Raw genomic sequence first — 24,572 nt, 5'->3', positions numbered from 1 at the left:
GTGCGTCCAAACGTCTGCCGTGCTCAGACCCGCTGCCCGGAGGGCATCGGCTCGAACGGCGTTTCCTGAGCCGTCGGCTTGTTCTCCCGACGAGCAATGAGGATGGTCCGTACCCCGAACACCGCGACCGCGACCACGACGAACATGAACACACCCGCGAGCGTCGCGTCGACATAGTCGTTGAACACGATCTGCTGCATCTGCGCCATCGACTTCGCCGGGGCGAGCAGCTTGCCCTCGGCAAGCGCTGCCTGATACTTCGCTGCGTGCGCGAGGAAGCCGACCTTCGGGTCCGCGTCGAACATCTTCTGCCACCCGGCGGTGAGCGTGCAGGCGAGCAGCCACAGCGTGGGCAGCACCGTCACCCAGGCGAAGCGCTCGCGCTTGAGCTTGAACAGCACGCAGGTCGCGAGAATCAGCGCAATCGCGGCGAGCATCTGGTTGGAAATACCGAACAGCGGCCACAGCGTGTTGATGCCGCCCAGCGGATCGACCACGCCCTGATACAGGAAGTAACCCCACGCGGCCACGCACAAGCCCGTGGCGATCAGGTTCGCGGGCAACGATTCCGTGCGCTTGAGCGACGGCACGAAGGTGCCGAGCAGGTCTTGCAGCATGAAGCGGCCGGCGCGCGTACCTGCATCGACGGCCGTCAGAATGAACAGCGCTTCGAACAGAATCGCGAAGTGGTACCAGAACGCCATCATCGCTTCGCCACCCACCACCTGATGCAGGATGTGCGCCATGCCGACGGCGAGCGTCGGTGCGCCACCAGCGCGAGAAATGATGGTGTTCTCGCCAACCGCTTTCGCGGTCGAGGTCAGCACCTCAGGCGTGATAGTGAAACCCCAGCCCGAGACGACTTGCGCCACCGCTTCCGGCGTCGTGCCGATTACCGCTGCCGGGCTGTTCATCGCGAAGTACACACCCGGGTCGATCACCGACGCGGCCACGAGCGCCATGATGGCCACGAACGACTCCATCAGCATACCGCCGTAACCGATGAAGCGTGCGTTGACTTCGTTATCGAGCAGCTTGGGCGTGGTGCCCGACGAGATCAGCGCATGGAAGCCGGACACGGCGCCGCAAGCGATCGTGATGAAGAGGAACGGGAACAGCTTGCCCGACCAGACCGGACCGCTGCCGTCGACGAACTGCGTCAACGCAGGCATCTTCAGCTCGGGGGCAACGACGAGAATGCCGATGGCGAGTCCCAGAATCGTGCCGATCTTCAGGAAAGTCGACAGATAGTCGCGCGGTGCGAGCAGCAGCCACACCGGCAACACCGATGCCACGAAGCCGTAGCCGATCAGCATCCACGTCAGTTGCTTGCCGTCGAACGTGAACAGCGGCGCCAGCGTGGCGCTGTCGTGCACGCTCTGGCCGAAGTAGATCGCCGCCATGAGCATCACGAAGCCGATGATCGAGACTTCGCCGATGCGGCCCGGACGAATGAAGCGCGTATAGACGCCCATGAACAAAGCAATCGGGATCGTCAGACCGACCGTGAAGGTACCCCACGGCGAGCCGGTAAGCGCCTTGACGACGATCAGCGCCAGCACGGCGAGAATGATGATCATGATGAGGAACGCGCCGAACAGCGCGATCACACCGGGGATCATGCCGAGTTCGGACTTCACGAGATCGCCCAGCGAGCGGCCGTCGCGACGCGTCGAGATGAACAGCACCATGAAGTCCTGCACCGCACCGGCGAACACCACGCCCGCGAGAATCCAGAGCATGCCGGGCAGGTAACCCATCTGCGCGGCAAGCACAGGCCCGACGAGCGGACCAGCACCGGCGATGGCAGCGAAGTGATGGCCGAACAACACGTAGCGATTGGTCGGCACGTAGTCGAGGCCGTCGTTGTGACGCCATGCCGGCGTCATGCGCGTGCCATCGAGTTGCGCCACGCGGGTGGCGATGAATTTGCTGTAGAAACGGTAAGCGATCAGATAAACGCAGACGGCTGCGATCACGATCCAGAGTGCGCTGACGGTTTCGCCGCGCGATAGCGCCACCGTGCCGAGCGCGCATGCGCCGACGACGGCCACCGCTGCCCAGGGCAGTTGTTGCCAGATACGATTCATTGTCTCTCCTCGGAACTGCCTGCTTAAGGCAGCAACCCGGGACGGTGCCGTTGCGACACTGTCCCGCCTCTTGGTGTGACACCGTGTCGGTGTCCCGAATCGCAGCGTGGAGCGCTTTCGCTTGCGGCTCGCTGGCGCGCCCCTCTGTGGGGGGGTAACGACAACGAAGGCCGATGGCGAAGCTTGTGACCATCACTTGTGACCATCGGCCCGGTCCGCGCATGCACGCATGCGCGCCTGCCAGGCACTTTGCCAACACCGGGAACGGACTTGCGAGTTACACTCGGCAGCCCCGGCCACGATTCGGCGTGTAGTATTGGCGTTTGCCCGACGCGCCACAAGCGCGGAACTACGCAGGTTCGCTACGTGCTAATACGTAGCGCGCACCCTTGAAACCAGCGGTCGCGGCATTGCAGGCTTATCGAATGCCATGAATCTCCGACAGAAATTTTTCGTCCTGTCGCTGCTGCCGGTTGCGTTGGCGATGGTCGCCATCGCGCTTGCCGTGCGACACCAGGGTATTGAGCTATCGCGCGCGCAGCACGAGGCCGTACAAACCACATCGCTGGCCAACAAGCGGGCCGAGCTGCTGCATTACGTGGGGCTCGCGCGCAACGCCATCGAGCCGCTCTATGACGGCCCGGATACCCCGGCAGCGCGTGAAGCCGCCCTTGCCACGCTCGCCCGCATGGAATTCGGCCAGGACGGCTACTTCTTCGTCTACGACCTCCAGGGCCGCAGCCTGATGCATCCGCGTCAGCCGGAACTCGTCGGCCACAATCTCTGGTCGCTCAAAGACGAGTCCGGTGCGCCCACGATCCAGCGTCTCATCGCGGCCGCCCGTGCAGGTGGGGGTTACGTTCAATACGCGTGGGAGAAACCGTCTCGCCAGCAGCAAATGACACCGAAGCTCGGCTACGTTATTGCCCTGCCGCGCTGGAACTGGATGATCGGCACGGGTATTTACCTCGACGACGTCGAAGCCACCTTGCGCGAATCCGACGATCGCGCACAGGCGAACATCGACCGCACGCTGATCTGGATCACGCTGATCGCATCGTCGTGTCTCGCCATCGTTGGTCTGTGCGGCCTGGTGGTGAACATCACCGAACTCAAGACCGCCGATGCCAAGCTGCGGCAACTCGCCCGTCAGGTGGTTGAGTCGCAGGAGCTGGAGCGTTCGCGCATTTCGCGCGAGTTGCACGACGGCATCAGTCAGTTGCTCGTCTCGGTCAAGCTACTGCTCGAATCGGCGTCGATGCGCCTGCCGGGATCGCCTGCAGCCGCCAGCGCCACACTCGGCGTGGCCATCGAACGGCTGAACGGCACGCTTGGCGAAGTCCGGCGCATTTCGCAAGCGCTGCGTCCCGCAATGCTCGACGATCTGGGACTCGCGGCCGCGATTGAGCAACTTGCCCGTGAGTTCGGCTCGCACGCGGGGCTTCCCGTGGAAATGAACGTCGAGGGTGACGCGCCGACGCTCGACGACAACATCAAGACGATGCTCTACCGAATCGCACAGGAAGCGCTGACGAACATCGAGCGTCACGCGAATGCGTCGCGCGTATCGATTTTGCTCATCTTCAAATCCGACGGCATTCATCTGTCGATTGCCGACGATGGACGCGGTTTCGACGTCACCGACGTGCATCACGATCCTCGTCACGGCATCGGCCTGCGCAATATGCGCGAACGGCTCGACGCTGTAGGCGGCGCCCTTGGCATTCAATCCTGGCCCGGCCTCACGACGATCAGCGCGTGGGTCCCGCTCACGCCGGCCGCCGTGAAAGCGGCACTTCGCGCAACCCCTCGCAAATGATGCAAGCTCATCCCATCCGACTCCTGTTGATCGACGACCACCCGCTAGTGCGCGACGGCCTGCGCGCGCGATTCGACGCGGCACCCAACCTGCAGGTCGTTGGCGAAGCGGGCAACGCGCAGGAAGCCCTGACCCGCGCGAAGACGGCATCACCCGATCTCGCCCTGATGGACATCAGCATGCGCGGCACGAACGGCATCGAGCTGACGGCGCAGTTTCGGGAGCAATTTCCGCATATCGCCGTGCTGATTCTCTCGATGCACGACAACGCCGAGTATGTGCGTCAGGCGGTGCGCGCCGGTGCGCGCGGCTACGTGCTCAAGGATGCGCCCGCACACGAGATCGTGACGGCCATCGAACGTGTGGCACGCGGCGATGCTTACTACAGCGCAGCGATTGCGGCGCGCGTCGTGCAGGCCTCCACCTCGCACGCCCCCATCGATTCGCTCACGCCGCGCGAACGGGAAATTCTCACACGCATTGCACATGGCCTCGCGAACAAGCAGATCGCCACGGAAATGGATCTTTCCGTACGCACCGTAGAGACCCATCGCCTCAACATCAAGCGCAAGCTCGGCATCGAAGGGCAAGCGGAGTTGATCAAGTTTGCGGTAGAGAATCGGCTGTAAATCGGGGGTGCCTGGCCGCCACGCTATGGCTGAAACGGGTTGTACACCTCCACACCTGTGTTGGAAAAATCTTTGACGTTGCGTGTGACGACGATCAACTTGTGCACCAACGCTGTGGCCGCAATCAATTTATCGATTGGGTGCGCTGCGTTGGGCACGCGCATGCGTGCCCAAACGTTGCAGATCTCCTGATCGACCGGCAGTATGTCGTTGGCGTAATCGAGTCTTAGTTGGGCCAACCAAGACTCGATTAGCGATGCCTGTCGAACATCGTTTCTGTGCCGGAGCACCTTAACCCCACGTTGCAGCTCGCCCATCGTAATGACGGATAGAAAGCGAGGTGCCTTACGCCGATCGGTCATTCGCATGAAGCGCTGAACCCCTTCATCGCCGCCTCCCCTCTTTCGGCTTTCGCTAATGACGTTGGTATCCAGTAAGTACATGAGGCATTCGGCACTTAGTTGATCCGCTCGAAGTCGCTATCGAGACCGACATTCGGCATGGCTCGCAGCGCTTCTCCCAACGACCGGAATCTCGGCACCCTCGCCATACGATCCAAAATCATCAGAACTTCCTCTTCCGGCGTTCTGCCACCCTCGGCAGCTCTCGACTCAATCGACCGCATCAGTTGCTCGTCGATACCTTCAATCAGCATCATGTGCATAAGCCTCTCCTTCAGTTCATAACCAAAAATCGTCATCCAGATCAAACATTCGGATGACGAGATAAATGCTAGCACCGGAGGACTTTCGAAAACCGGCCAGCACGTTGACTTGCGCAGCTTTCGGAAGGATCACAAGGCAATAAAAAATCCCGCCGAAGTTTCCCTCGGCGGGATCGTGCTGCGGACTCGGGATGACAGCAACGCTATCGTGACGCTGACGATGTTAGCGCCGCTCGCGATGCACCCATCATCGCCACCCTCACGATTTCAGACGGCGCTCGATGTCGGCCTTCGTATCGAGCAGCGCCTGCGGAAGATGGTGTTTGAGCGTGTCGAACAGTTCGGCGTGGAGCTTGAGTTCTTCGTGCCACGCGGCAGGGTCCATCGAGGTGACGTCGTCGAACTGCGCCGGGGTGAACGACAGACCGTCCCAGTTCAGATCTTCGTAGCGCGGCGTAATGCCGAACGCGTTCTCCGTGCCCTGCGCAGTGCCGTCGATACGACCCAGCATCCACGCCAGCACGCGCATGTTCTCGCCGAAGCCCGGCCACACGAACTTGCCGTCCGCCCCCTTGCGGAACCAGTTCACGCAGTAGATCTTCGGCAGCGTGGCGCCCGACTTGTCGAGATGTGCGCCCGTGTCGAGCCAATGCTGGAAGTAGTCGGCCATGTTGTAGCCGCAGAACGGCAGCATCGCGAACGGATCGCGACGCACCACACCTTGCTGGCCAGCGGCCGCGGCGGTCGTCTCCGAGCCCATCGTCGCCGCCATGTACACGCCCTCGGTCCAGTCGCGCGCTTCCGTGACCAGCGGCACCGTGGTCGAGCGGCGTCCACCGAAGATGAACGCATCGATCGCCACGCCGGCCGGGTTCTCCCAGTCGGCGTCGATCGACGGGCATTGCGACGCCGGCGCCGTAAAGCGTGAATTCGGATGCGCCGCCTTGCGGCCGGTTTCCTTCGCACTCTCGGGTGTCCAGTCCTTGCCTTGCCAGTCGATCAGGTGCGCGGGCGGCGTGTCGGTCAAACCTTCCCACCACACGTCGCCGTCATCGGTGAGCGCGACGTTGGTGAAGATTACGTTCTCGCCGAGCGTCGCCAGCGCGTTCGGGTTCGTCTTCTGGCTCGTGCCCGGCGCTACGCCAAAGAAGCCCGCTTCCGGGTTGATGGCGTACAGACGACCGTCCTTACCCGGTTTGATCCATGCGATGTCGTCGCCGATGGTCTCGACCTTCCAGCCATCGAAGCCCTTCGGCGGAATCAGCATGGCGAAGTTGGTCTTGCCGCAGGCCGACGGGAACGCCGCCGCGACGTGGTACTTCTTGCCCTGCGGCGACGTCACGCCCAGGATCAGCATGTGTTCGGCCAGCCAGCCCTCGTCGCGACCCATCGTCGAAGCGATGCGCAGCGCAAAGCACTTCTTGCCCAGCAGCGCATTGCCGCCGTAGCCTGAGCCGTAGCTCCAGATCTCGCGCGTTTCCGGGAAGTGGACGATGTACTTCGTGCTGTTGCACGGCCACGCCACGTCTTTTGCGCCAGCGGCAAGCGGGGCACCCACGGTATGCACGCAAGGCACGAACTCGCCGTCGTCGCCGAGTACGTCATACACGGCACGGCCCATGCGCGTCATGATGCGCATGTTCACAGCGACATACGGCGTGTCGGACAATTCCACGCCGATGTGCGCGATCGGCGAGCCGAGCGGGCCCATCGAGAACGGCACGACGTACATCGTGCGGCCCTGCATGCAGCCCTGAAACAGCCCGTCGAGCGTCGTGCGCATTTCGGCCGGATCGATCCAATGATTGGTCGGGCCGGCGTCTTCGCGCTTCTCGCTACAGATGAACGTGCGATCTTCTACCCGCGCGACGTCCGACGGATCGGAGAGTGCGAGGAACGAATTGGGGCGCTTGGCGGGATTGAGCCGCTGCATCGTCCCGGCGGCGACCATCTGTCCGCACAAACGGTCGTACTCCTCTTGCGAGCCGTCGCACCAGACGACACGCTCGGGTTGCGTGATCGCTGCGATATGCGAGACCCAGTCGATCAGTTTGCGGTGACGCACCCAACCGGGCAGATCACGCGTGGCAACATTGGACGAGGAAGAGGCGTTGAGCGCGTTAGCGCTCACACTGGCTTGCGTCATGGGGGTTGTCTCCATGCAGAGTCGGGGAAATCGAAGCAGACGTTGAAGCGCCGGTGGGTGCGAGCACCGGTCGTCCTTATATAAGAGCACCGTGCAGGCGCCCTGCGTGACCGGGCGGTCCATCCGGTTGGGGATACCGGAAGGACGTCACAGTTGGCGTCTCACTCACCAGGTCCGACATGCATTGGCGGGGTGGGTTCGACTTTTTGCCATCGTGTTTAGGCGGTTTCGCCATGGTTGCCAGGACACCTGCCATACTATGCAAAACGAGGCGTCAGCATACCACCGCAAAAATTGCGTCGATGCTGCATCGCAACAAGGTAGCGGGGGGTCGCCCCTTCCCGCGCCGACCACGTCAAGAACAAGCATGCCTGTCCGTGTGGGCGGGCTCCAACAATTGTTCCGTCTGCGCAGAACGTCATCGTTCTGCGTCGATTAGATTACGCTTTGCCATGAAAATTGCCATTCTCGACGACTACCAGGACGCTGTTCGCAAGCTCGATTCCTTCTCCCTTCTGGCCGGACACGACGTCAAGGTCTTCAACAACACGGTAAAAGGTGTCGGGCAGCTTGCGGCCCGGGTCGGAGAAGCCGAGGTGCTCGTTCTGATTCGCGAGCGCACCGCGATCACGGCGCAACTCATCGACAAGCTGCCGCGCCTTCGTGTCATCAGCCAGACCGGTCGCGCCGGCAATCACATCGATATCGACGCCTGTACCGCCCGCGGCGTGGCCGTGCTCGAAGGCGTCGGCTCCCCCATCGCGCCCGCCGAACTCACCTGGGCGCTGATCATGGCGGCCCAACGCCGCATTCCCCAGTACGTCTCCAGCCTCAAGCATGGCGCCTGGCAGCAGTCGGGCCTGAAGTCATCGAGCATGCCACCGAATTTCGGGTTGGGTCAGGTGCTGCGCGGCCAGACGCTCGGCCTCTGGGGCTACGGCAAGATCGGCCGCCTCGTCGCCGGCTACGGCAAGGCGTTCGGGATGGAAGTGATGGTGTGGGGACGCGAAGGTTCGCGCGAAGCAGCGGCCGCCGACGGCCTGCGTGTGGCGAACAGCAAGGAAGAGCTCTTCACGCAAAGCGATGTGCTCTCGCTTCATCTGCGTCTGAACGACGAAACGCGTCATGTCGTGAAACTCGAAGACCTCTTGCAGATGAAGCCCACGGCGTTGTTCGTGAACACGAGCCGCGCCGAACTGGTGGAAGAGAACGCCCTCATCACCGCGCTGAACCGCGCACGCCCCGGCATGGCCGCCATCGACGTCTTCGAAAGCGAGCCGATTCTGCAAGGCAATCCGCTGCTGCGTCTGGAGAACTGTGTGTGCACGCCGCACATCGGCTACGTCGAGCGCGAGAGCTACGAGTTGTACTTCCGCGTCGCGTTCGAGAACATCGTCAACTTCCTGAACGGCGATCGTTCGCACGTCGCGAATCCGGCGGCTCTGCTCGGCTTCGGACGCTAACCTCCGACCGCCCACTCCTGCCTCACGACATCGATGCAGCGCCGACGCAACGTCGGCGCAACCACCCCGCTGTCCGGCTCGCAGTTACATCGACGCCAGATGCCGCAGGAAGGTCTCACCGTCCTTGCGGCCCAGCGCGAACGCCGGCGCCATGTTCTCGGGGCGCGTGTAATCCCAGCTTGAAATCGGCACCGGCTCGGACGGCTGCACGTACAGCCGGTCCTGACCACCATGATGCTGCGTAAAGATCTGCGGACGCGGATACCGCCGCGTCACCATCACCAGCACTTGCCCGGGCGTCGCATCGAGCGCATCGACGGGGACGTTATCGACCATCCCTCCATCGAGCACCGCCCGGCCGCCACGTCGCAGAATCGGCGTGAACGGCGGCGTGCACGACGATTGCAGCATCAGATCCGCCAATTCCTCCGTCGTGCGGCAGTCCTGCGCCCGCACGAATTCCGGACGAAAACCGAGACTGCGGGCGAGCGTCGGATGCAGCGTGCGCCGCCAATGTTTGTCGATGTTGTACGCCACGAGTCCGGCCGCCGTCGCGCTGCGCGGTCCCAGCCAGCGAGGGATGTGCGACACGCCCACGCGAATTTCCGGTCCGGCGGCGAGCTTGTCGAGTTGACCCTCGTAAATGTCGAGCAATGCCTGACGATAAATTCGGTAATGCGGGAACACCCGCTCGCGTCGCAGGAGGTTGCCCCAATAGGCGTTCTTGCGATTGCCCGCGAGCACCTGCCGGTAGTAATCCATCACCCAGTCCGACGCCCGCATATGCAGCATGCACGCCGTGGCCGCACCGGCCGAAATGCCTGTGATGACACGCGGACGCAGCGGCACGTCGCGCGAGACGCGCTCCCAGAATCCGGCCTGCCACCAGCAGCGGTTGCCGCCGCCGGCAAAGACGATCTGATCGAACATCGAGGTCTCCTCTGAAGCGGCCTTGCGGCGCCGCCATCAATTCGTCACAGCAGCGCGTAGGTGGTCGTTGCGTGCACGGCCATCTTGCCGGACGCGTCGAAAATCTCGATCTCGCCGAACACCAGATTCTTGCCGCGACGCAGAATCCGCGCGATCACACGCAGATCTCCATCCGTGACGGGACGCATGAACTGCGTATTGAGCGTCACCGTCGTCATCGGCTGGAAGCCACCGAGCGCGGCGGACAACGCCACGACCATCGCGGTATCGGCCACAGCCATGAACACCTGTCCGCAGATCACGCCGCCACCGTGCTTGAACGCGGCATCGAACGGCAACCGTAGCTCGCTTTCATCGGGGCCGACGGCCTCGATTTGCAGATTCAGTTGCCGCACCCACGGCGAGACGAGTTCTTCGAGCATCTTTTGCGCTTGCACCAGCTCCATCCTGTCCATCCTCCATCGTCATGCTTGTTTTCGTGACGCCGATGATAGCCCCAAAACAAGCGCGCCACCCGGTAAGGGGTGGCGCGTAGAGCAGGCACTCGGAACGGCTCGGAAGCCTTCAGGACGACTGAAGGACGCCCGATGCAGAGCGCTTAGCCGTTCGTCTTGTCCTGATGGATACGCTGGCTCTGATGGTTCTCGCGGTGTTGAACGCCGGACTGCTCGCCTGCGCTCACGTGCCCGTTCTTGGCGGCGTGCGCTTCGGCGGCATCCACATGCGCCTGGCCCTTCTCGAGGCTGCCGACCTGCTTGTTGTTCAACGTCCCGGCCGCTTGCCCTTGAGCAATGCGCTTCTCCTGATTGACGTTACGCTGCACGTCCGACTGCAACCGCTCGGACGACTTCGACGTCGGATTCGCTACCCGGTCGTTGTGCTTGAGCTGATCGATCTTCGCGCTTTCCTTGTTCTGCGCGTTAGCGATGCGTGCCTTCTGTGCGGCAGTGTCGCCCGTGCGATCGGCATGCGCCTGCATCTTGTCGATCTTCGCTTCGCCCTTCTCGAGACCCGACGCTTCCTTGGTCGTCAACTGGCCGCTCTTCAGGCCATTCTCGATGCGTTGCTGCTGATTGATGTCGCGCGCCGTTTCGGTCGCGGTGCCCTGGGCGAACGCCTGCGAGGCGAACAAGCCACCGAAAGCCACGGTCACAGCGCTCAGAATCAGAGTTTTACGGACGTTCATGATGGAATCCTTATGCTTTAGGGCGTTTTGCTTCGTCGGAGATTCGACGGGGGGATCGCGCCTGCCGGCGGAATTGCCGGCGATTTGCTGCGTCCTTGACCGTAATAACGAAGCCCGAAGGCCGCCCGCCGACAACCGTCGTGTAACGCGGCAGTCCGAAAAGTAACGGCGTGTAATCGCGCTGACGGGGTCGCCTTTCGCTATGTCCATGAAATCGTTGGGACACCCGCAGACAGCGCCGTAACGTTTTGATACAGTGGTGCCCATTTGGCCGGCACGCCCTACCTGTCCCGACGTTGCAGATATCGAAGGGGGCGCGCCACTCCGTTGTCTGTCAGCCCCCTTACGCGAACAAGCGAGTCAAGAAGGAGCCTTCACCATGCAGAGCACCAGAGACGATCTCGGCAAACTGATCTTGCGCCTCACCCTCGGCATCCTGCTGCTGTTTCACGGCGTCAGCAAAGTCATCAACGGTGTCGGATTTATCGAGGGCATGATCACATCGCACGGTCTGCCAGCGTTTCTCGCCTATGGCGCGTATCTGGGTGAAGTCCTCGCCCCTGTCCTGCTGATTCTCGGCGTACTTACCCGTCTGGGTGGCCTGCTCGTCGTGGGCAACATGCTGGTCGCCCTCTCGCTGGTTCACCTGAGCCAACTGGGCGATCTGTCGAAGACGGGCGGCTGGGCGCTGGAATTGCAAGGCTTCTATCTGTTCATGGGCCTGTGCGTGATCCTCTTCGGCGCTGGCCGTTACAGCGTGTCTGGCGGTCGCGGCGCCTGGGACTGATCCGCAAGGTACCGAAAGGCGCTTAAGCGCCCCTCGGGAACCGGACGAAGCGCGCGATGTCGCGCGTTTCGTCAGCACGGCCCGCCCTTGCCCACCCCGGCAACGGCGGGCCGAGTCGTTTCGGAATGTTGCAAACGCGGGCGCTGGTAACGCTGAGTAATACAGCAGTTGCACTTTGCAACTTGTTAGGTTCACTGATGACTTACTCTGAAACTGCCAATTCCGGCAGTATCAAAAGGAGTCAACACCATGCGCAAACTGAAGATCGCCGCCGCGTCGGCAATCGTTGCCGCCACCGCGATGTTCGGCGCAGCCCATGCCGCGGACACCCCTGCGCCGGCCACCGGACCGCACGCCGCCATGCATCACATGCGCGGCGACCACGGCCCCTGGGGGCTGGGTAACATCAGCAAGCTGCACGACCAACTGAAGCTCAACGCGCAACAGGAACAGGCCTGGCAGCAAGCGGTCGCCACGTCGAAGCAGAATCGCGACGCCATGCGTAAGAACGGCGAGCAATTCCGTCAGATGATCGGTCAGGCGAAGGACCAGCAGGTGCTCGATCTGGCCGGCATGCGTGCCGCCCGCGAAAAGGTGTTCGATCAGAACCGCCAGCTTCGCAGCCAGACCGAAGATGCGTGGCTGAACGTGTACAACGGCCTGAACAACGACCAGAAGGTGCTTGTGAGCAATGCCATCAAGGCACGCTGGGCGAAGATGAAGGCCTGGCATGACAAGGCGATGCAGCGTCGCGGCGAGATGCACAAGGGAGCCCCGGCCGCGGCACCGACGCCGGCACCTGCCGGTCAGGCACAATAAGCGCGAGGCCAGCGCCGCCGGGCGCGAACGCCCGGCATGTTGTGAAACGCCCGATCCCTTAAACGGGGATCGGGCGTTTTTTTGCGCTCGGTTTGTTCAGGTCTCGCTCCAGACCCGCAGCAGGTTGTGATAACAGCCCACGAGCGTGCGGCGTGCCGTCTCGTCTGCGTCCGTCGTATTCAGACGCTGAATGGCGTTATCCATGTCGAAGAGCAACGTGCGCTGCGTGTCGTCGCGCACGAGACTCTGCACCCAGAAGAAGCACCCCACGCGCACACCGCGAGTGATCGGATTGACACGATGCAGGCTTGTCGCCGGGTACAGCACCATGTCCCCTGCCGCGAGCTTCACCTGATGCGCACCGTACTGATCTTCGATGACGAGTTCGCCGCCGTCGTATTCGTCCGGCGACGCGAGAAACAGCGTCGCGGAGATGTCGGTGCGGATGCGCATGCCGCTGCCCGGTTGCAGACGGATCGCGCCGTCCACATGATTGCCGAAGTGCATGCCTTCGCCGTAGCGGTTGAACATCGGCGCGTAGACCTTGTTCGGCAGCGCGGCGCTGATGAACAGAGGATTGCGTTCGAGCGCTGCCAGAATCATGTCGCCGAGTTCGCGCGCGACGGGCGAGCGTTCGTCGATCTGCTGGTTCTGTTTGACGGGCGCGCCCTGATACCCCGCCGTGGCAAGGCCGTCGACCCAGGCATCACCCGCGTTGTCGAGCTTCGTGCGGACCCAACGCACCTGATCGTCGGAGAGGACATTCGGTATTCGGAGCTGCATGGGCGGTGTCCCTCGAAGAATGCACAGGGCGCGAAACCGCGCAGTGATGCCGGTTCGCGCCTCGTATTGTGCGTCATTTTGTGTGGCGCGGGATGGCGTGACGAACAGCGCTCAAGCCACCCTTCAGCCTTCCCGGACAACGATCAGAAGCTTCAGAAACGGTAAGTCCCGGTGAGCAACGCCGTGCGTCCGATGCCCGGCGTCGCGCGTCCACCGTCCGACTGAATCAGCCCGTCCCAATACGTCTTGTTGAACACGTTGAGCAGATTGAAGCGAATGTCGTACTTTGGCTGATGGTAGGCCACAGTGGCATCCCAACGCGTGTAGCCGCCCACACGAATCAGGTTGGTGTTCGCTGCGTAGCGCATCGACATGTAGTTCATGCCGCCACCCACTTCCCAGTGGCCGAGCGTGTACGTCGACCACAGCGTGAGCGAGTGACGCGGCGTATTCGCCAGCACGTTGCCCTGCGTACCGTCGTTGGCCTGCACGACCTGCGAGTTCAGGAACATGTAGCCGCCCATCACTTGCCAGTTCGACGTGATGTGACCCGTCGCGCTCACTTCAGCACCGCGAATGCGCACCTTGCCTGCGTTGCTGTACTCGCCGCTCGTGCCTGTCTGCGTGCGCGCATTGTTCTTCGTGACCTGGAACAGCGCGGTGTTGATCGAGAGATTGTCGTCGAACAGATTCCATTTGCTGCCGACTTCAAACGACTCGTTCGTCTCGGGCCGCAACGCCTGTGTGTTGTTGGTGACTGTCAGCGTCTCAAGCGACGGATTGAACGACGTCCCGTACGAGAAGTAATACGACTGCGCTTCGCTCGGCTGATAGATCACCCCTGTGCGCACGCTCGTGTAATTGACGGTCTGCGTCGCATAGCCCGGTGCGCTGGTCGTGTTCGAGAGCTGCGCCTTGTAGCGGTCCCAGCGAAGACCGCCGATGATCTTCCACTGCTTGTTCAGTTCGATCGTGTCGTTCGCGTAGAACGCCACCGTCTCCGCCGAGCCTTGTGCGAGGTTGCCGGTCGACGTCGTGACGTTCGGCAGGCTGGCGAGGTACGCCGTGCTGTTCGCCGGAATCCATCCCAGGAAGCCCGACGTCTGCCCCGCGCCCGTGCGCAGATAGGCCTGATTCTCGTACGTGTCGCGGCCCAGTTCTGCACCGGCGATCAGGGTGTGCTTGATCGGTCCCGTGTCGAACTTCTTCACCACGTCGGTCTGGTTGAACAGTGCCGTGTCCGTGATCTGACGGTCGTGGCTTTGCAACTGGACGGAAAGCTGATCGAGCGAATAAGACGGCAATCCCGGCGTCGGCCCGGTCGGCAGCGTCGTAAAGCCGCCCTTGCCGTTGGAGATACCGACCGCGTGCGACGACGTTTCGATCGCGTCGATCGAATAGCGGCTGTAGTTCGTCTGGTTCGTAATCTTCAGGCTGTCGTCGACCTTGTGCTCGATCTTGGCCGTGACGCTCACCACGTCCTGCACGGTGCGGTCGGTTGTCAGCCCGTAGAACTGATTCTTCGAGATGGGCAGCGGGTTGCCGTTGAAGCCGACCGTGCCGTAGTCCGCCATGTCGCGGTTGTGCTGGACCAACGCGGAGAGCGTGATTTCCGTGGGCGTGCCGATACCGAGCTTGAGCGTCGGCGCGACGCCCCAGTCCTGGTTGTACAGCACGTCGCGCGTGGTATGGATGTCCTGACCGAAGCCGTTGATACGGAAGGCGGCCGTGTCCGAGAGCGGATGGTTGAAGTCGAATGAGCCGCGATACCGGTCATTCGTCCCGATCGTGCCCGACACTTCGTTCAACGGCTTGAGATTCGCCTGCTTGCTCACCTGATTGATGACACCCCCGGTCGATCCGCGCCCGAAGAGCATCGACGACGGGCCTTCGAGCACTTCGATGGCGTCCAGATCGAACGTGTCGCGATAGTACTGACCCCGGTCGCGGAAGCCGTCGAGATAGATGTCCGTACGTGCGTTGAAGCCGCGCAGGTTGATGTTGTTGCCGATCTGCCCTCCCTCGGCGCCGCCCAGCGTAATCGCAGGAGAGTTGCGCAACGCGTCGGCGAACGACGTCGCGCCCTGCGCCTGCATGACCGCCTTGTCGATGACCGTCACCGTTTGCGGAATGTCGCGAATCGCCGTCGGCACTTTTCCGCCGACCGTCGACATGTCGCGCATGTACTCTTCGCGAATCGACGTGCCGGAGACCTCCGTCTGCGGCAGCGCCGCCGCGGGTGCGGAGGCAGCAGGTGCAGCAGGGGAGGCTGCCGAGGTCGCAGTATTGGTGACGGGCGCGTTCGGTGCGGGGCTTTGCGCCATCGCGTTCGGGGCGTAGGTGACGGCGAGCGGCGTGGCGAAGATCGCCATCATCGCCAGGGCCAGCGGCTTGCGTTGCATCATGGTGATTGAAAGTACGACGGAACGAGTGAGTACGAAGGCGTACAAATGCGTGCTCGACGGCACGACGTCACAGGAGTGATCTGGGGCGCGAATATAAATAGGAATGATTTTCATTACAAGGCACGCAGATTGCGGCAACTCACTGAAATCACTCGATTTTTTGTAATACGCCGTAACACACTGGCACCATATCGGTGCGCATGCGCGGTAAGGCAATGAAAGCATTCAGATTGCTTCGTCGACCTGTAATCGCTATTGGCCCCTTCACACACGCGGAACACAGGGTTTTCACTAAGGGCGAAGACGCAACGAACGCGAGACCTCCACGCCATTAGCGGGCTTGACGGGTCTTGCGGCGGTTTTGACTGACGATATCGTCGTGTTCATGGTCGATCCGAGGCGGTTTCGGGCGACGTTCGGCGCGAAGCGCATCGCCCCGATATCGATATGACGGCGAGAACACTAAGCAAAGCCGAATCGCTTATTGGCGTGAGCGCGATGCGTCGCGATACAAGTAACGACGGCGCAGCGCGCCGCATGTTGCGCTGCGCGTCGTTCACATTCAGATGTTCACGTTCACAGCGCTCCCGCTCACCGCCCTCACCTTGCACCGCTCATGACTCGCCAGCCTGATTCCACCTACTTTGCCGCCGCCGTCGACAACACCGACAGCGCCCCGCTCTCGTCCCCCCCTTCTGCGCGTCGGCGTTTCCTTCAGCGCGCGGGCACCGCGATGCTCGCGGGCGGTGCGCTCAACGCGCTTGGCATCGCGGGGGCGGCCGGTGTGCTCACGCACAGCCGTCAGGCACGCGCGGCCAACACGCCGCTCACCCTGCGCATCGGTTATCAGAAGTCGTCGACGCTCATCGTGCTCGCCAAGGCGCGCGGCACGCTGGCGCAGGCGCTGGCCCCGCACAACGTGACGCTGACATGGCACGAATTCACAAGCGGACTGCCGTTGCTCGAAGCGCTCAACGTCGGCAGCATCGACTTCTCTGCGGACGTCGCGGACACGGTGCCGGTGTTTGCCCAGGCGGCGGGCGCACGCATCGCCTATGTCGCGCGCGAGACCCCGTCGCCGGACGCCGAAGCGATTCTGGTCCCGCAGAACTCACCCATCAAAACGCTCGCGGATCTCAAGGGAAAGCGCATTGCTGTGACGAAGGGCGCAGGCGTGCACTATCTGCTCATCGCGGCATTGCAAAGCGTTGGTCTGCGAATCAACGACGTGCAGCCCGCCTACCTCACCCCGGCGGACGGTCGTGCAGCATTCGCCAGCGGCAATGTCGACGCCTGGGTGACGTGGGATCCGTTCCTCGCGAGCGTCGAGCGTCAGGACAAGGTACGCACCCTGACCACGGCACGTGGGCTGGCTGGCTATCAGCGCTACTACCTCGCCACGCCCGCCTTCGCGCGTGATCACGACGCCGTGCTGCGCGACGTGTATCGCACGTTGCGCGAGACCGGTCAGTGGGTACGCACCAACCCGCGCGAGGCCGCAGCTCAGCTGTCGCCAGTGTGGGGGCTCGACGCCGCCACCGTGGAAGCCGCCAACAAGCGCCGCAGCTACGACGTGCAGCCGGTCGTGCGCGACGCCGTCGCCGAGCAGCAGCGCATTGCGGACGTCTTCACGCAGGCGGGGCTGCTGCCCCGGCGCATCGACGCCGCCGATGCGACCATCTGGCAAGCCCCCGCCTGAGCGTTCCGGACACCCCGCACATCACCATGGCGCGCGCATGACACCCCGGGTATTCATTAGCGATTCTTTAAGGTATTTCCGACGGAATTAAGACACCTGTTTATACTTCGGTATGTAATACCTAAAGCATTTGGCCGGAGCCCCCCCGGAACGGCCTTGGCGTCTCGTTGGCATGCCGACGGGATGACATCATGAAATTCGCAATACCGGCGCATGCCCCTCGCGGCCCCGCCGGTTTTGCTTATTTGCCGTCCAAGGACAATGCAAGCCAACAGATCGCTCTACCTGCTCGGACCGATGCGGGTCGAACAAGGCAAACAGGCCTGCGCCGTGAAATACACGAAAGCGCGTGGCCTGCTCGCCTATCTCGCCCTGCAACCGGGCTATCACACACGCGGCGCGCTGGCCGATCTCTTCTGGCCCGACGAAGACGGCCAGGGCGGTCGCGACAAGCTCAAGCGCATGCTGTTCCATCTGCGCGACACCCTCGGCGACGAACTCTTCGAATCCGATCGTCAGGTCGTGCGTCTGCGTCCGGAAACCGGGCTGTGGATCGACGCGCATGTCTTCGCGAGCATGATCGAGCAGGCAAACCGCACGCTCGATGCCGTCACCGGGCTCGATCTCGCGGCGCACCTCCAGCACCTGGCGGATGCCGTCGCGCTGTATCAGGGGCCGTTCCTTCACGGCCTCTCGGTGCGCGACACGCCTGATCTCGAACAGTGGATCGAACTCCAGCGCGACGAATATCAGCGCCGCCGCGTCTTTGGCGAACGCCTGCTGGCCGACGGGTACGCTCGTCTGGGCGATCTCGATCAGGCGCTGGCGCACGCGCGTCAACTCGTGGCGCTCGCCCCCTTCGACGAAACCGGCTGGCATTGCCTGATCGCCCTGCTGCTACGCGCCGGACGTCGCGACGACGCCGAGACGGAATACCGCCGTCTGTGCGACATCTTGCATGAAGAACTCGGCGAGTTACCCGGCGACGCGCTGACGCAACTGCTCGAGACGCCGCCCTCACGCATGGAGCAGCGCGCGACCGGCCCCGAGCGTCGTCAGATCACTGTCGTGGCCATCGAACTTGCGCCAAGCGGCGTGGACGATCCCGACCAGCTCGTCGCGATGATGCGCCCGCCCCTCGTGCAGTGCGAGACGATCCTGCGCCAGTCGTGGGGCTACACGTTGCGCACCCCGACCGGCGGCCTGCTCGGCTACTTCGGTTACCCCACGGCACTGGAAGGTGCGGGACGTCATGCCGTCGAAGCCGCCATGCGCTGCGTGCAGGCGAGTACCGCACGCGTTGGCATCGGTGTGGGCGTTCACACCGGCCTCGTGATCAGCTCGGCGGCCGACGATAGCCCCGACACCGGCGGTCGCGTCTCGCGCTCGGCCACACAGCTCGCCGACATGGCGCTGCCCGGCGAAGTCGTGATCTGCGACGCCACGCAACGCCTCATCGGCGTTGCCATCGCCACGACGGCGCACGGCAGCGTGCGGGAGCGTCACGGCAATCGCGAGATTCCGGTCTTTCGCGTCAACCCCGATCCCACCCCCGAGCGTCGTTCCCGCCGCCGCGCTGCCACGCTCTTCGGCCGCGACGCCGCACTGGCCGAACTCGCCGCCGCCCACGCGGCCATGCGCGACGCCAGCACTGGCCACGGCGTGCTGGCGCTGGTCATCGGTGAAGCCGGTATCGGCAAGACAGCGCTCGTACGTCACTTCGTCGAGACGGGCGGCCTGCGCTCCATCGATCTCGCCTGCGCGCAGGACGGTGCGGGCACGCCGTTCCATCCGATCGCGCGCTGGCTGCGTGCCCAGTCGACGGTCGAGGCATCGCAGCTGCCGCAACCCGCGCTGCTCGCCCTGAGGCGTCTGCGCGCGCTGTTCGACATGCATGCCGACGGCAACGTGCCGCATGCGTGGAAGCAGGCCGTGCTCAACGAAGCGCCCACGCTGCTCGCCGCGCTGTTGCCGGACGGCGGCGTCATCACGCTCGACGACGCGCACTGGGCCGATCCGTCCACGCAGGAATTGCTCGCCACGATGGCGGAGAATGCGCCCGGCGGACGCTTGCTGATCGTCTGCGCCCGCCCCGAATTCGAATTGCCCTGGCGACATACCGTCGGACTTCGCCGCATCGATCTCGCACCGCTCGACGCAGGGGCCGCAGCATCCATCGTGCGGGCCGCCACGCCGCGCGTCGCCCTGCCTGCCGCCATGCGCGAGCGCATCGTGCATCTGGCCGAAGGCGTGCCGCTGTTCCTTCAGGAACTGGCACGCGCGACGGCTGCGCAGCAAGGCGGACGCAACGCAGCGAACACCATGCCGATGCCCGCGAGCCTTCAGGAACTGATGATGGCGCGCATCGACGCGGCGGGCAGCGCCAAGCCCGTGGCGCACTTCGCGTCGTGCCTCGGCCATGAGTTCCACGCGGAATTGCTGGCCGCCGCGAGCGGCCGTTCGATGGCGCTCGTCGAGCGCGCGCTGGACACGCTCGTTGCCTGCGCCCTCGTGCAGCGTCAGGATCTCGGACGCTACGTCTTCCGTCATGCGCTGCTGCATAAAGCCGCGTACGACGCACAACCGCAAGAGCGCCGACAAGACGCCCACCGCCGCATTGCGCTGGCGATGCGCGATCACGCTGCCGTTCAGACCGAACCCGAAGTGCTGGCGTGGCACTTCCGTCAGGCCGACGAACCCGACGCCGCTATCGAGCACTACCGCCTCGCCGGTGAGTACGCGACCGGCCGTCAGGCATTTCGTGAGGCGTGTGCACACTATCAGAGCGCGCTCGACGTGCTGCGCCAGACCGGCACCAGCGCACAGACCGCGCCGCGCGAATTGCAACTGCGCATGGCGATGGGTGTGCCGCTCGTCTCCCTGCACGGTTACGGCTCGGAACCTGCACGTCACAACTTCGAGACGGCACTCGCGCTGGCGCAACCGATGGGCGACGACGTCGCGCTCTTCCCCGTTTACTGGGGACTGTGGCTCGGCTCCAGCTCGTGGAGCGACTTCGAGCGCAGCGTCGAACTGGCGCGCAAGCTCATCCTCATCGCCGAGCAAGCCGGTGCCCCGCCACTGCTCGCGCACGCTTACTACGCGCTGGGCAACAGCCTGTGCTGTCACGGCGACTTCGGCGGAGCCATCACGGCACTGGAAACCGGTCTGGCGCATTACCGCCCTGAACACGCCGACACCGGCCTCGGAGAAGACGCGCGCATCACGGGCCTGTCGTTCCTCTCCTGGGCTTACTGGTTCACAGGACGTCACGACGCGTCGCTCGCCGCGAGCGAGGAAGCGCTGGCGATGGGACGTCAGCAGGGCCGCCGTTACTCGTTCGCCTTTGCGTTGGTGTTCGCGGCGATGCTGCGCCGCCTGCGCCGCGAAGTCGCGCCCGCCGAAGCCTTGGCGAGCGAGGCGACCGAAGTGGCGTCCGAAATCGGCGTAGCCCTCTGGGCGCTCGCCGGGCAGACGATTCGCGGGTGGGCACTTGCATCGCGCGGCGATGTGAACGGTCTGGAGCGAATTACCGACAGCGTCGGCCGACTCAGCGAGACGATGGGTGGCGTCGAGGGGATGTTCTTCGGTCTGCTCGTCGAAGCGTGCGCGGGCACCGGCGATATCGCACTCGGTTTGCATGCGGCGGAGCGCGGCGCGCACCTGTCGGCGCGCCGCAGCGACGGTCACTGGCAAGCGGAGTTCCTGCGTCAGAAGGGGGACTTCCTGCGTGCGGGTCATCACGCCGACGACGCGATCCGTCCGTGGCTAGAACACGCGTTGCAAATCGCACGGGCACAAGCATCGCCCATGTTGACGCTGCGCGCCGCACACAGTCTGTTGCGTCTGGGCGGTGGCAACGCGCCGGACACGCTGAGCGACGCCGAGTGCATGACTGTGCTGCGCGATGCGCTCGACGCCCTGCAAGGCGGCGAGACGCTGGCGGACGTGCAGGAAGCGCGCGCCACGCTGGCGGAGGTGGCCGCACGTCATACCGGTAAAACCGGGGCGACGCATCCTGCCCGCTACGGAAGTTGAACGGCCGAACGGCCGTTGAGCGGCCGTTGATGCGCGCGGCCGTCGCTGTGTGTGACGCTCATCGGCAGCAGTGAGCCTATGCGGGGCCAGCTTCGGCCCCGCTTTTCTTCGCGCTTATGCGTCGCGAATAAACGCTATCAGCGACTTCGTATGTCTGCGCCGGGGTCGGCCGCTATATTGAGACGACCGGCTCCCCCAGGCCGACACACCGAACCCAACATGCCCATCGATCCCTTGCGCGCGAACCTCGGCGCGGCGCCGGACGCCCGCCTCGCGCTCGTCAGCCCCGTACCGACCGGCCTCTCCCCGACATCTGCACCATCGCCCGCGACGGCCTTGCACACGTCGCGCGAAGTCGTCGTCTCGGGCAGCGTCAAGCGCCGTCACTCCTTCGATCTGTGTGCGCTCATGCGCCTGCCCACACAGTTGACCGGGCCACTGGACGTGGTCTGCCTGTCCGGTCGCAAGGTGCGCAGTGCGAATGAGTACAAGGGTGTGCGGCTCACGGCGTTGCTGGACGTCGCGCAGTGGCGTCTGCCGCAGGCGCGCGACTTTACGCGGGCGTACGTGCTCGCACAGGGTGCGGACGGCTACACCGTCATGTTCTCGTGGCATGAGCTGTACAACACGTCGATCGGTGTCGGCGCCCTGGTCGTCTATGAGCGCGACGGTCAGCCGCTCGGCGACGACGACGGAGGCATCGGCCTAATTTCGACCGGCGATCTGCGTGTCGCGCTGCGTCAGGTGCGTGCACTCACGCGCCTCACCGTCCACCTGGCAGAACCGTCAGCCCTCTGAGGGCAATCGCAGCGCGCGTGCGCCGCCTACACTGGCGGCATTTTTCCCCACGGCGACGCGAATCATGACGGCATCTTTCCAAAAGCCCCTCACGGCAGGCACAACTGCTATCGGCCACTGGCGCATGCCGCCGGAGTGGCATCCACACGCGGCTTGCTGGATGGCGTGGCCGGGTGATTCAGTCGTCCCGGCTGCGCAACGCCAGCCACTCATGGCGGAACTGGCGCTCATCGCCCACGCCATCGCGCCGTTCGAGCCGCTACGCGTTGCGGTCGACCCCAAGCGTCTGGATGAAGCGCGTCGCGCCCTGCCCGATACCGCCGCGCTCTACCCGATGCCGGTGGACGATCACTGGATGCGGGACACCGGCCCCACCTTCCTGCTCGACGACGCCCTCACCCCGCACGCGCTGTGCTGGAATTTCAACGGCTGGGGGAAGCCCTGTATGCAATGCATCGCGGCCGACGCGAAGGTCGCACAGTGTGTGGCGCGTGCGCTTGACGAGAGGACACCGATGACCACATCGCTCGCGCCCATCGTGGCCGAAGGCGGATCGCTGCTGGTCGATGGCGACGGCACGCTGATCGTGACGGAGACGTCGATCCTCAACGAGAACCGCAACCCGGGACTGACGCGTGGCGAAGCCGAGGCGGTGTTTCGTCATTGGCTCGGGGTGACGAAAGTCGTCTGGCTGCCGGGCTCGGCGCTCGATACGATCACCGACGGACATATCGACGGCATCGCGAGCTTCGTACGTCCCGGCGTGCTGCTGGCGTCGGGTGCCGAGGGTGGCGACGAGCAGGCGCGGGAGATGCGTGAAAATCTGAAAGCGTTGCTGCTCGCGCGCGACGCCCGGGGAAGGCACTTCGATATCGGCCTGCTACGCGCGCCGGACTTCGATGCGCTGCCCGTCGATCTCGCAAGCAACGCCGACTTCGCGCCGGAGTATGTGAACTTCTACCTGCCGAACGGCGGTGTGGTGATGGCGGCCTTCGGCGACGCGAAGGCCGACGCGCATGCCCGCGACATCGTGCAGCAAGCGTTTCCCGAGCGACGCGTCGTGCAGTTGCCGCTAAACGCTGTCGCCCGACGTGGCGGCGGCATTCACTGCTGCACGCAACAGCAACCGGCGGCGGTGCTGACGTGATGCTTCGCGCTGCACCGCCTACCGTTTCAGTTTGACGAAGTGCGCCGCACAGTGCGCGCTTTGGGCGACGTCGCCGTCTTCGCGGCGGACTTGACTGCGACCTTCTTCGCGACCGACGCCTTCGTTGCTCCCTTCTTCGCCGCGACCTTATTTGCCGTGCCCGCGCCCTCGCCCGTCGCCTTGCGCGTCGAGCGCTTCGGTGCCGGTGCAGCGTCCGCCGTCGCGCTCTTCTCCGCGTTCTCCATTTTCGCCGTTGGCTTACGGCGCGACACCGGCGCGGCATTCGCACCCAGCTGCGAGCGCACCCGCTGCTGCATGTCGGCGATGTCCGAATCGAGAATCAGACGGCCGCGCAACTTCCCGTTCATCCGCTTGATATAAGTGCGCGCCTCCTGCATGTGGAAGTGCATGAGTTCGCGCACGCGCTCGGCGTCGCCTGCGCGCGCCGCGTCCGTAATCTCGCGATGGATGTTGACGTTGGCCGTGCCGAACTTCTCGTGTTCGCGACGCGGTGTCTCGTTACCGAACACGATCAGCTGACGAATCATCTCGTTGACGAGTTCGCACGTAAAGCGCAGGAAACTGTTGGGATTGGCGGCCGCGAGAATGTCGTGAAAATCGACATCGGCCTGACGCTGACGCAGCAACTCGTGACGGTCGTGCGACGCCGGACTGCAACACGACATGTTGTTCTCGAGCGCCGCGAAATCGGCTTCGGTCAGATGCGGCACTGCACCGGCGGCGAGTTCGGGTTCGAGCAACTGACGCACCGTGTAGATGTCGTCGATGCTCACTTCCTTGAAGAAGAGATAGTTCTGCATGAGCTGGAACGTGCGCTCCAGCGGCACTTCCACGACCATGCCGCCACCGGACGGCCCGGTGCTCACCTTGATGAGTCCCTGCACTTCGAGCGACTTGAGCGCTTCGCGAATCGTGCTCTTCGACACGCCGAACATCTGCTGCAATTCGACTTCGCGCGGCAAACGATCGCCGGGCAACAGATTGCCTTCCGTGATCAGACGCTTGATGGCTTCGGCGACCAGATCGCCCCGCTTTTGCTGTTTGATTTCCAACGGCTCTCGCACCGTGTGTGCATCCAATGCCATGTAGCGCCTCAGGAGTCTTTTCGCACTTGAAACATGCGTCACCGCAGCGGTGAACGCACGTCG

18 protein-coding genes and 1 pseudogene are annotated in these 24,572 nt (G+C 63.7%); 9 read left to right on the top strand and 10 right to left on the bottom strand.

Translation table 11 applies throughout. The features are described from left to right. Window positions 1–23 precede the first annotated feature (23 nt). Window positions 24–2,090 (bottom strand): carbon starvation CstA family protein, encoded by a 2,067-nt coding sequence (locus NA29_RS00675; RefSeq protein ID WP_039394577.1) that lies wholly within the window; start codon window positions 2,088–2,090, stop codon window positions 24–26. A gap of 430 nt (window positions 2,091–2,520) precedes the next feature. Here NA29_RS00675 and NA29_RS00670 point away from each other — a divergent pair, with 430 nt between their 5' ends. Both NA29_RS00670 and NA29_RS00665 read left to right on the top strand, forming a co-directional pair. Next, window positions 2,521–3,909 (top strand): cache domain-containing protein, encoded by a 1,389-nt coding sequence (locus NA29_RS00670; RefSeq protein WP_039394574.1) that lies wholly within the window; start codon window positions 2,521–2,523, stop codon window positions 3,907–3,909. Continuing rightward, window positions 3,906–4,538, top strand: a complete 633-nt coding sequence (locus NA29_RS00665; RefSeq protein WP_039394571.1) for a response regulator — start codon at window positions 3,906–3,908, stop codon at window positions 4,536–4,538. Before NA29_RS00670 ends, NA29_RS00665 begins: the two co-directional genes overlap by 4 nt. A gap of 23 nt (window positions 4,539–4,561) precedes the next feature. On the opposite strand, the gene NA29_RS00660 is transcribed toward NA29_RS00665, so the two are convergent. From NA29_RS00660 to NA29_RS00650, 3 genes are all read right to left on the bottom strand, one after another. Continuing rightward, complete coding sequence (locus NA29_RS00660; RefSeq protein WP_039394568.1) at window positions 4,562–4,981, bottom strand: type II toxin-antitoxin system VapC family toxin; 420 nt, start codon at window positions 4,979–4,981, stop codon at window positions 4,562–4,564. A 14-nt stretch (window positions 4,982–4,995) separates the two neighbouring features. Further along, entirely contained in the window at window positions 4,996–5,196 is a 201-nt protein-coding gene (locus NA29_RS00655; RefSeq protein WP_150660872.1) for a DNA-binding protein, read from the bottom strand. 265 nt (window positions 5,197–5,461) lie between these two features. Then, window positions 5,462–7,348, bottom strand: coding sequence for a phosphoenolpyruvate carboxykinase (GTP) (locus NA29_RS00650; RefSeq protein ID WP_039394567.1), 1,887 nt, complete (start codon window positions 7,346–7,348; stop codon window positions 5,462–5,464). Window positions 7,349–7,800: 452 nt separating this feature from the next. Here NA29_RS00650 and NA29_RS00645 point away from each other — a divergent pair, with 452 nt between their 5' ends. Next, complete coding sequence (locus NA29_RS00645) at window positions 7,801–8,811, top strand: D-2-hydroxyacid dehydrogenase family protein (protein WP_039394564.1); 1,011 nt, start codon at window positions 7,801–7,803, stop codon at window positions 8,809–8,811. A gap of 84 nt (window positions 8,812–8,895) precedes the next feature. On the opposite strand, the gene NA29_RS00640 is transcribed toward NA29_RS00645, so the two are convergent. The 3 genes from NA29_RS00640 to NA29_RS00630 all read right to left on the bottom strand — a co-directional run bounded on the left by NA29_RS00640 (window position 8,896) and on the right by NA29_RS00630 (window position 10,927). Beyond that, window positions 8,896–9,741 (bottom strand): patatin-like phospholipase family protein, encoded by an 846-nt coding sequence (locus tag NA29_RS00640; RefSeq protein ID WP_039394562.1) that lies wholly within the window; start codon window positions 9,739–9,741, stop codon window positions 8,896–8,898. Between the two features lie 44 nt (window positions 9,742–9,785). After that, complete coding sequence (locus NA29_RS00635; protein ID WP_039394559.1) at window positions 9,786–10,187, bottom strand: PaaI family thioesterase; 402 nt, start codon at window positions 10,185–10,187, stop codon at window positions 9,786–9,788. Window positions 10,188–10,339: 152 nt separating this feature from the next. Then, the gene (locus NA29_RS00630; protein ID WP_039394556.1) at window positions 10,340–10,927 is read right to left on the bottom strand and encodes a hypothetical protein; all 588 of its coding nucleotides are present in this window, start codon (window positions 10,925–10,927) and stop codon (window positions 10,340–10,342) included. A 379-nt stretch (window positions 10,928–11,306) separates the two neighbouring features. Between NA29_RS00630 and NA29_RS00625 the strand changes: the two genes are divergently transcribed. Continuing rightward, on the top strand, window positions 11,307–11,714 hold the full coding sequence (locus NA29_RS00625) for a DoxX family protein (protein WP_039394553.1): 408 nt from the start codon (window positions 11,307–11,309) through the stop codon (window positions 11,712–11,714). A gap of 249 nt (window positions 11,715–11,963) precedes the next feature. Beyond that, the gene (locus NA29_RS00620) at window positions 11,964–12,533 is read left to right on the top strand and encodes a Spy/CpxP family protein refolding chaperone (RefSeq protein ID WP_039394549.1); all 570 of its coding nucleotides are present in this window, start codon (window positions 11,964–11,966) and stop codon (window positions 12,531–12,533) included. Window positions 12,534–12,629: 96 nt separating this feature from the next. Here NA29_RS00620 and NA29_RS00615 read toward each other — a convergent pair whose 3' ends face one another. Beyond that, window positions 12,630–13,316 carry a Fe2+-dependent dioxygenase gene (locus tag NA29_RS00615; RefSeq protein ID WP_039394546.1) on the bottom strand — a complete coding sequence of 229 codons (687 nt, stop codon included), beginning with the start codon at window positions 13,314–13,316 and terminating at the stop codon, window positions 12,630–12,632. A 152-nt stretch (window positions 13,317–13,468) separates the two neighbouring features. Beyond that, on the bottom strand, window positions 13,469–15,721 hold the full coding sequence (locus NA29_RS00610) for a TonB-dependent receptor (protein ID WP_039401897.1): 2,253 nt from the start codon (window positions 15,719–15,721) through the stop codon (window positions 13,469–13,471). Window positions 15,722–16,454: 733 nt separating this feature from the next. Here NA29_RS00610 and NA29_RS00605 point away from each other — a divergent pair. From NA29_RS00605 to NA29_RS00590, 4 genes are all read left to right on the top strand, one after another. Continuing rightward, the gene (locus NA29_RS00605) at window positions 16,455–17,420 is read left to right on the top strand and encodes an aliphatic sulfonate ABC transporter substrate-binding protein (protein WP_039394543.1); all 966 of its coding nucleotides are present in this window, start codon (window positions 16,455–16,457) and stop codon (window positions 17,418–17,420) included. A gap of 261 nt (window positions 17,421–17,681) precedes the next feature. After that, on the top strand, window positions 17,682–21,458 hold the full coding sequence (locus NA29_RS00600; RefSeq protein WP_039394539.1) for an AfsR/SARP family transcriptional regulator: 3,777 nt from the start codon (window positions 17,682–17,684) through the stop codon (window positions 21,456–21,458). Between the two features lie 219 nt (window positions 21,459–21,677). Next, window positions 21,678–22,256: a molybdopterin-dependent oxidoreductase gene (locus NA29_RS00595; RefSeq protein WP_052252422.1), complete on the top strand. Its 579-nt coding sequence runs from the start codon at window positions 21,678–21,680 to the stop codon at window positions 22,254–22,256. Between the two features lie 64 nt (window positions 22,257–22,320). Then, entirely contained in the window at window positions 22,321–23,403 is a 1,083-nt protein-coding gene (locus NA29_RS00590) for an agmatine deiminase family protein (protein WP_084103328.1), read from the top strand. Window positions 23,404–23,672: 269 nt separating this feature from the next. Here NA29_RS00590 and NA29_RS00585 read toward each other — a convergent pair. After that, window positions 23,673–24,509 (bottom strand): annotated as a pseudogene (locus tag NA29_RS00585) (FadR/GntR family transcriptional regulator); the annotation flags it as partial. Between the last annotated feature and the right edge of the window lie 63 nt (window positions 24,510–24,572).

It is taken from the genome of Pandoraea sputorum (assembly GCF_000814845.2).
Lineage (GTDB): Bacteria > Pseudomonadota > Gammaproteobacteria > Burkholderiales > Burkholderiaceae > Pandoraea > Pandoraea sputorum.
This window is presented reverse-complemented; position numbering and strand designations above follow the sequence as displayed.

Coding starts and splice junctions, on each gene's coding strand:
- NA29_RS00600 (WP_039394539.1), top strand. CDS start 17,682: ATGCAAGCCAACAGATCGCTCTACCTGCTCGGACCGATGCGGGTCGAA.
- NA29_RS00605 (WP_039394543.1), top strand. CDS start 16,455: ATGCTCGCGGGCGGTGCGCTCAACGCGCTTGGCATCGCGGGGGCGGCC.
- NA29_RS00620 (WP_039394549.1), top strand. CDS start 11,964: ATGCGCAAACTGAAGATCGCCGCCGCGTCGGCAATCGTTGCCGCCACC.
- NA29_RS00675 (WP_039394577.1), bottom strand. CDS start 2,090: ATGAATCGTATCTGGCAACAACTGCCCTGGGCAGCGGTGGCCGTCGTC.
- NA29_RS00635 (WP_039394559.1), bottom strand. CDS start 10,187: ATGGAGCTGGTGCAAGCGCAAAAGATGCTCGAAGAACTCGTCTCGCCG.
- NA29_RS00665 (WP_039394571.1), top strand. CDS start 3,906: ATGATGCAAGCTCATCCCATCCGACTCCTGTTGATCGACGACCACCCG.
- NA29_RS00615 (WP_039394546.1), bottom strand. CDS start 13,316: ATGCAGCTCCGAATACCGAATGTCCTCTCCGACGATCAGGTGCGTTGG.
- NA29_RS00660 (WP_039394568.1), bottom strand. CDS start 4,981: ATGTACTTACTGGATACCAACGTCATTAGCGAAAGCCGAAAGAGGGGA.
- NA29_RS00640 (WP_039394562.1), bottom strand. CDS start 9,741: ATGTTCGATCAGATCGTCTTTGCCGGCGGCGGCAACCGCTGCTGGTGG.
- NA29_RS00610 (WP_039401897.1), bottom strand. CDS start 15,721: ATGATGCAACGCAAGCCGCTGGCCCTGGCGATGATGGCGATCTTCGCC.
- NA29_RS00670 (WP_039394574.1), top strand. CDS start 2,521: ATGAATCTCCGACAGAAATTTTTCGTCCTGTCGCTGCTGCCGGTTGCG.
- NA29_RS00645 (WP_039394564.1), top strand. CDS start 7,801: ATGAAAATTGCCATTCTCGACGACTACCAGGACGCTGTTCGCAAGCTC.
- NA29_RS00590 (WP_084103328.1), top strand. CDS start 22,321: ATGACGGCATCTTTCCAAAAGCCCCTCACGGCAGGCACAACTGCTATC.
- NA29_RS00630 (WP_039394556.1), bottom strand. CDS start 10,927: ATGAACGTCCGTAAAACTCTGATTCTGAGCGCTGTGACCGTGGCTTTC.
- NA29_RS00625 (WP_039394553.1), top strand. CDS start 11,307: ATGCAGAGCACCAGAGACGATCTCGGCAAACTGATCTTGCGCCTCACC.
- NA29_RS00650 (WP_039394567.1), bottom strand. CDS start 7,348: ATGACGCAAGCCAGTGTGAGCGCTAACGCGCTCAACGCCTCTTCCTCG.
- NA29_RS00595 (WP_052252422.1), top strand. CDS start 21,678: ATGCCCATCGATCCCTTGCGCGCGAACCTCGGCGCGGCGCCGGACGCC.
- NA29_RS00655 (WP_150660872.1), bottom strand. CDS start 5,196: ATGATGCTGATTGAAGGTATCGACGAGCAACTGATGCGGTCGATTGAG.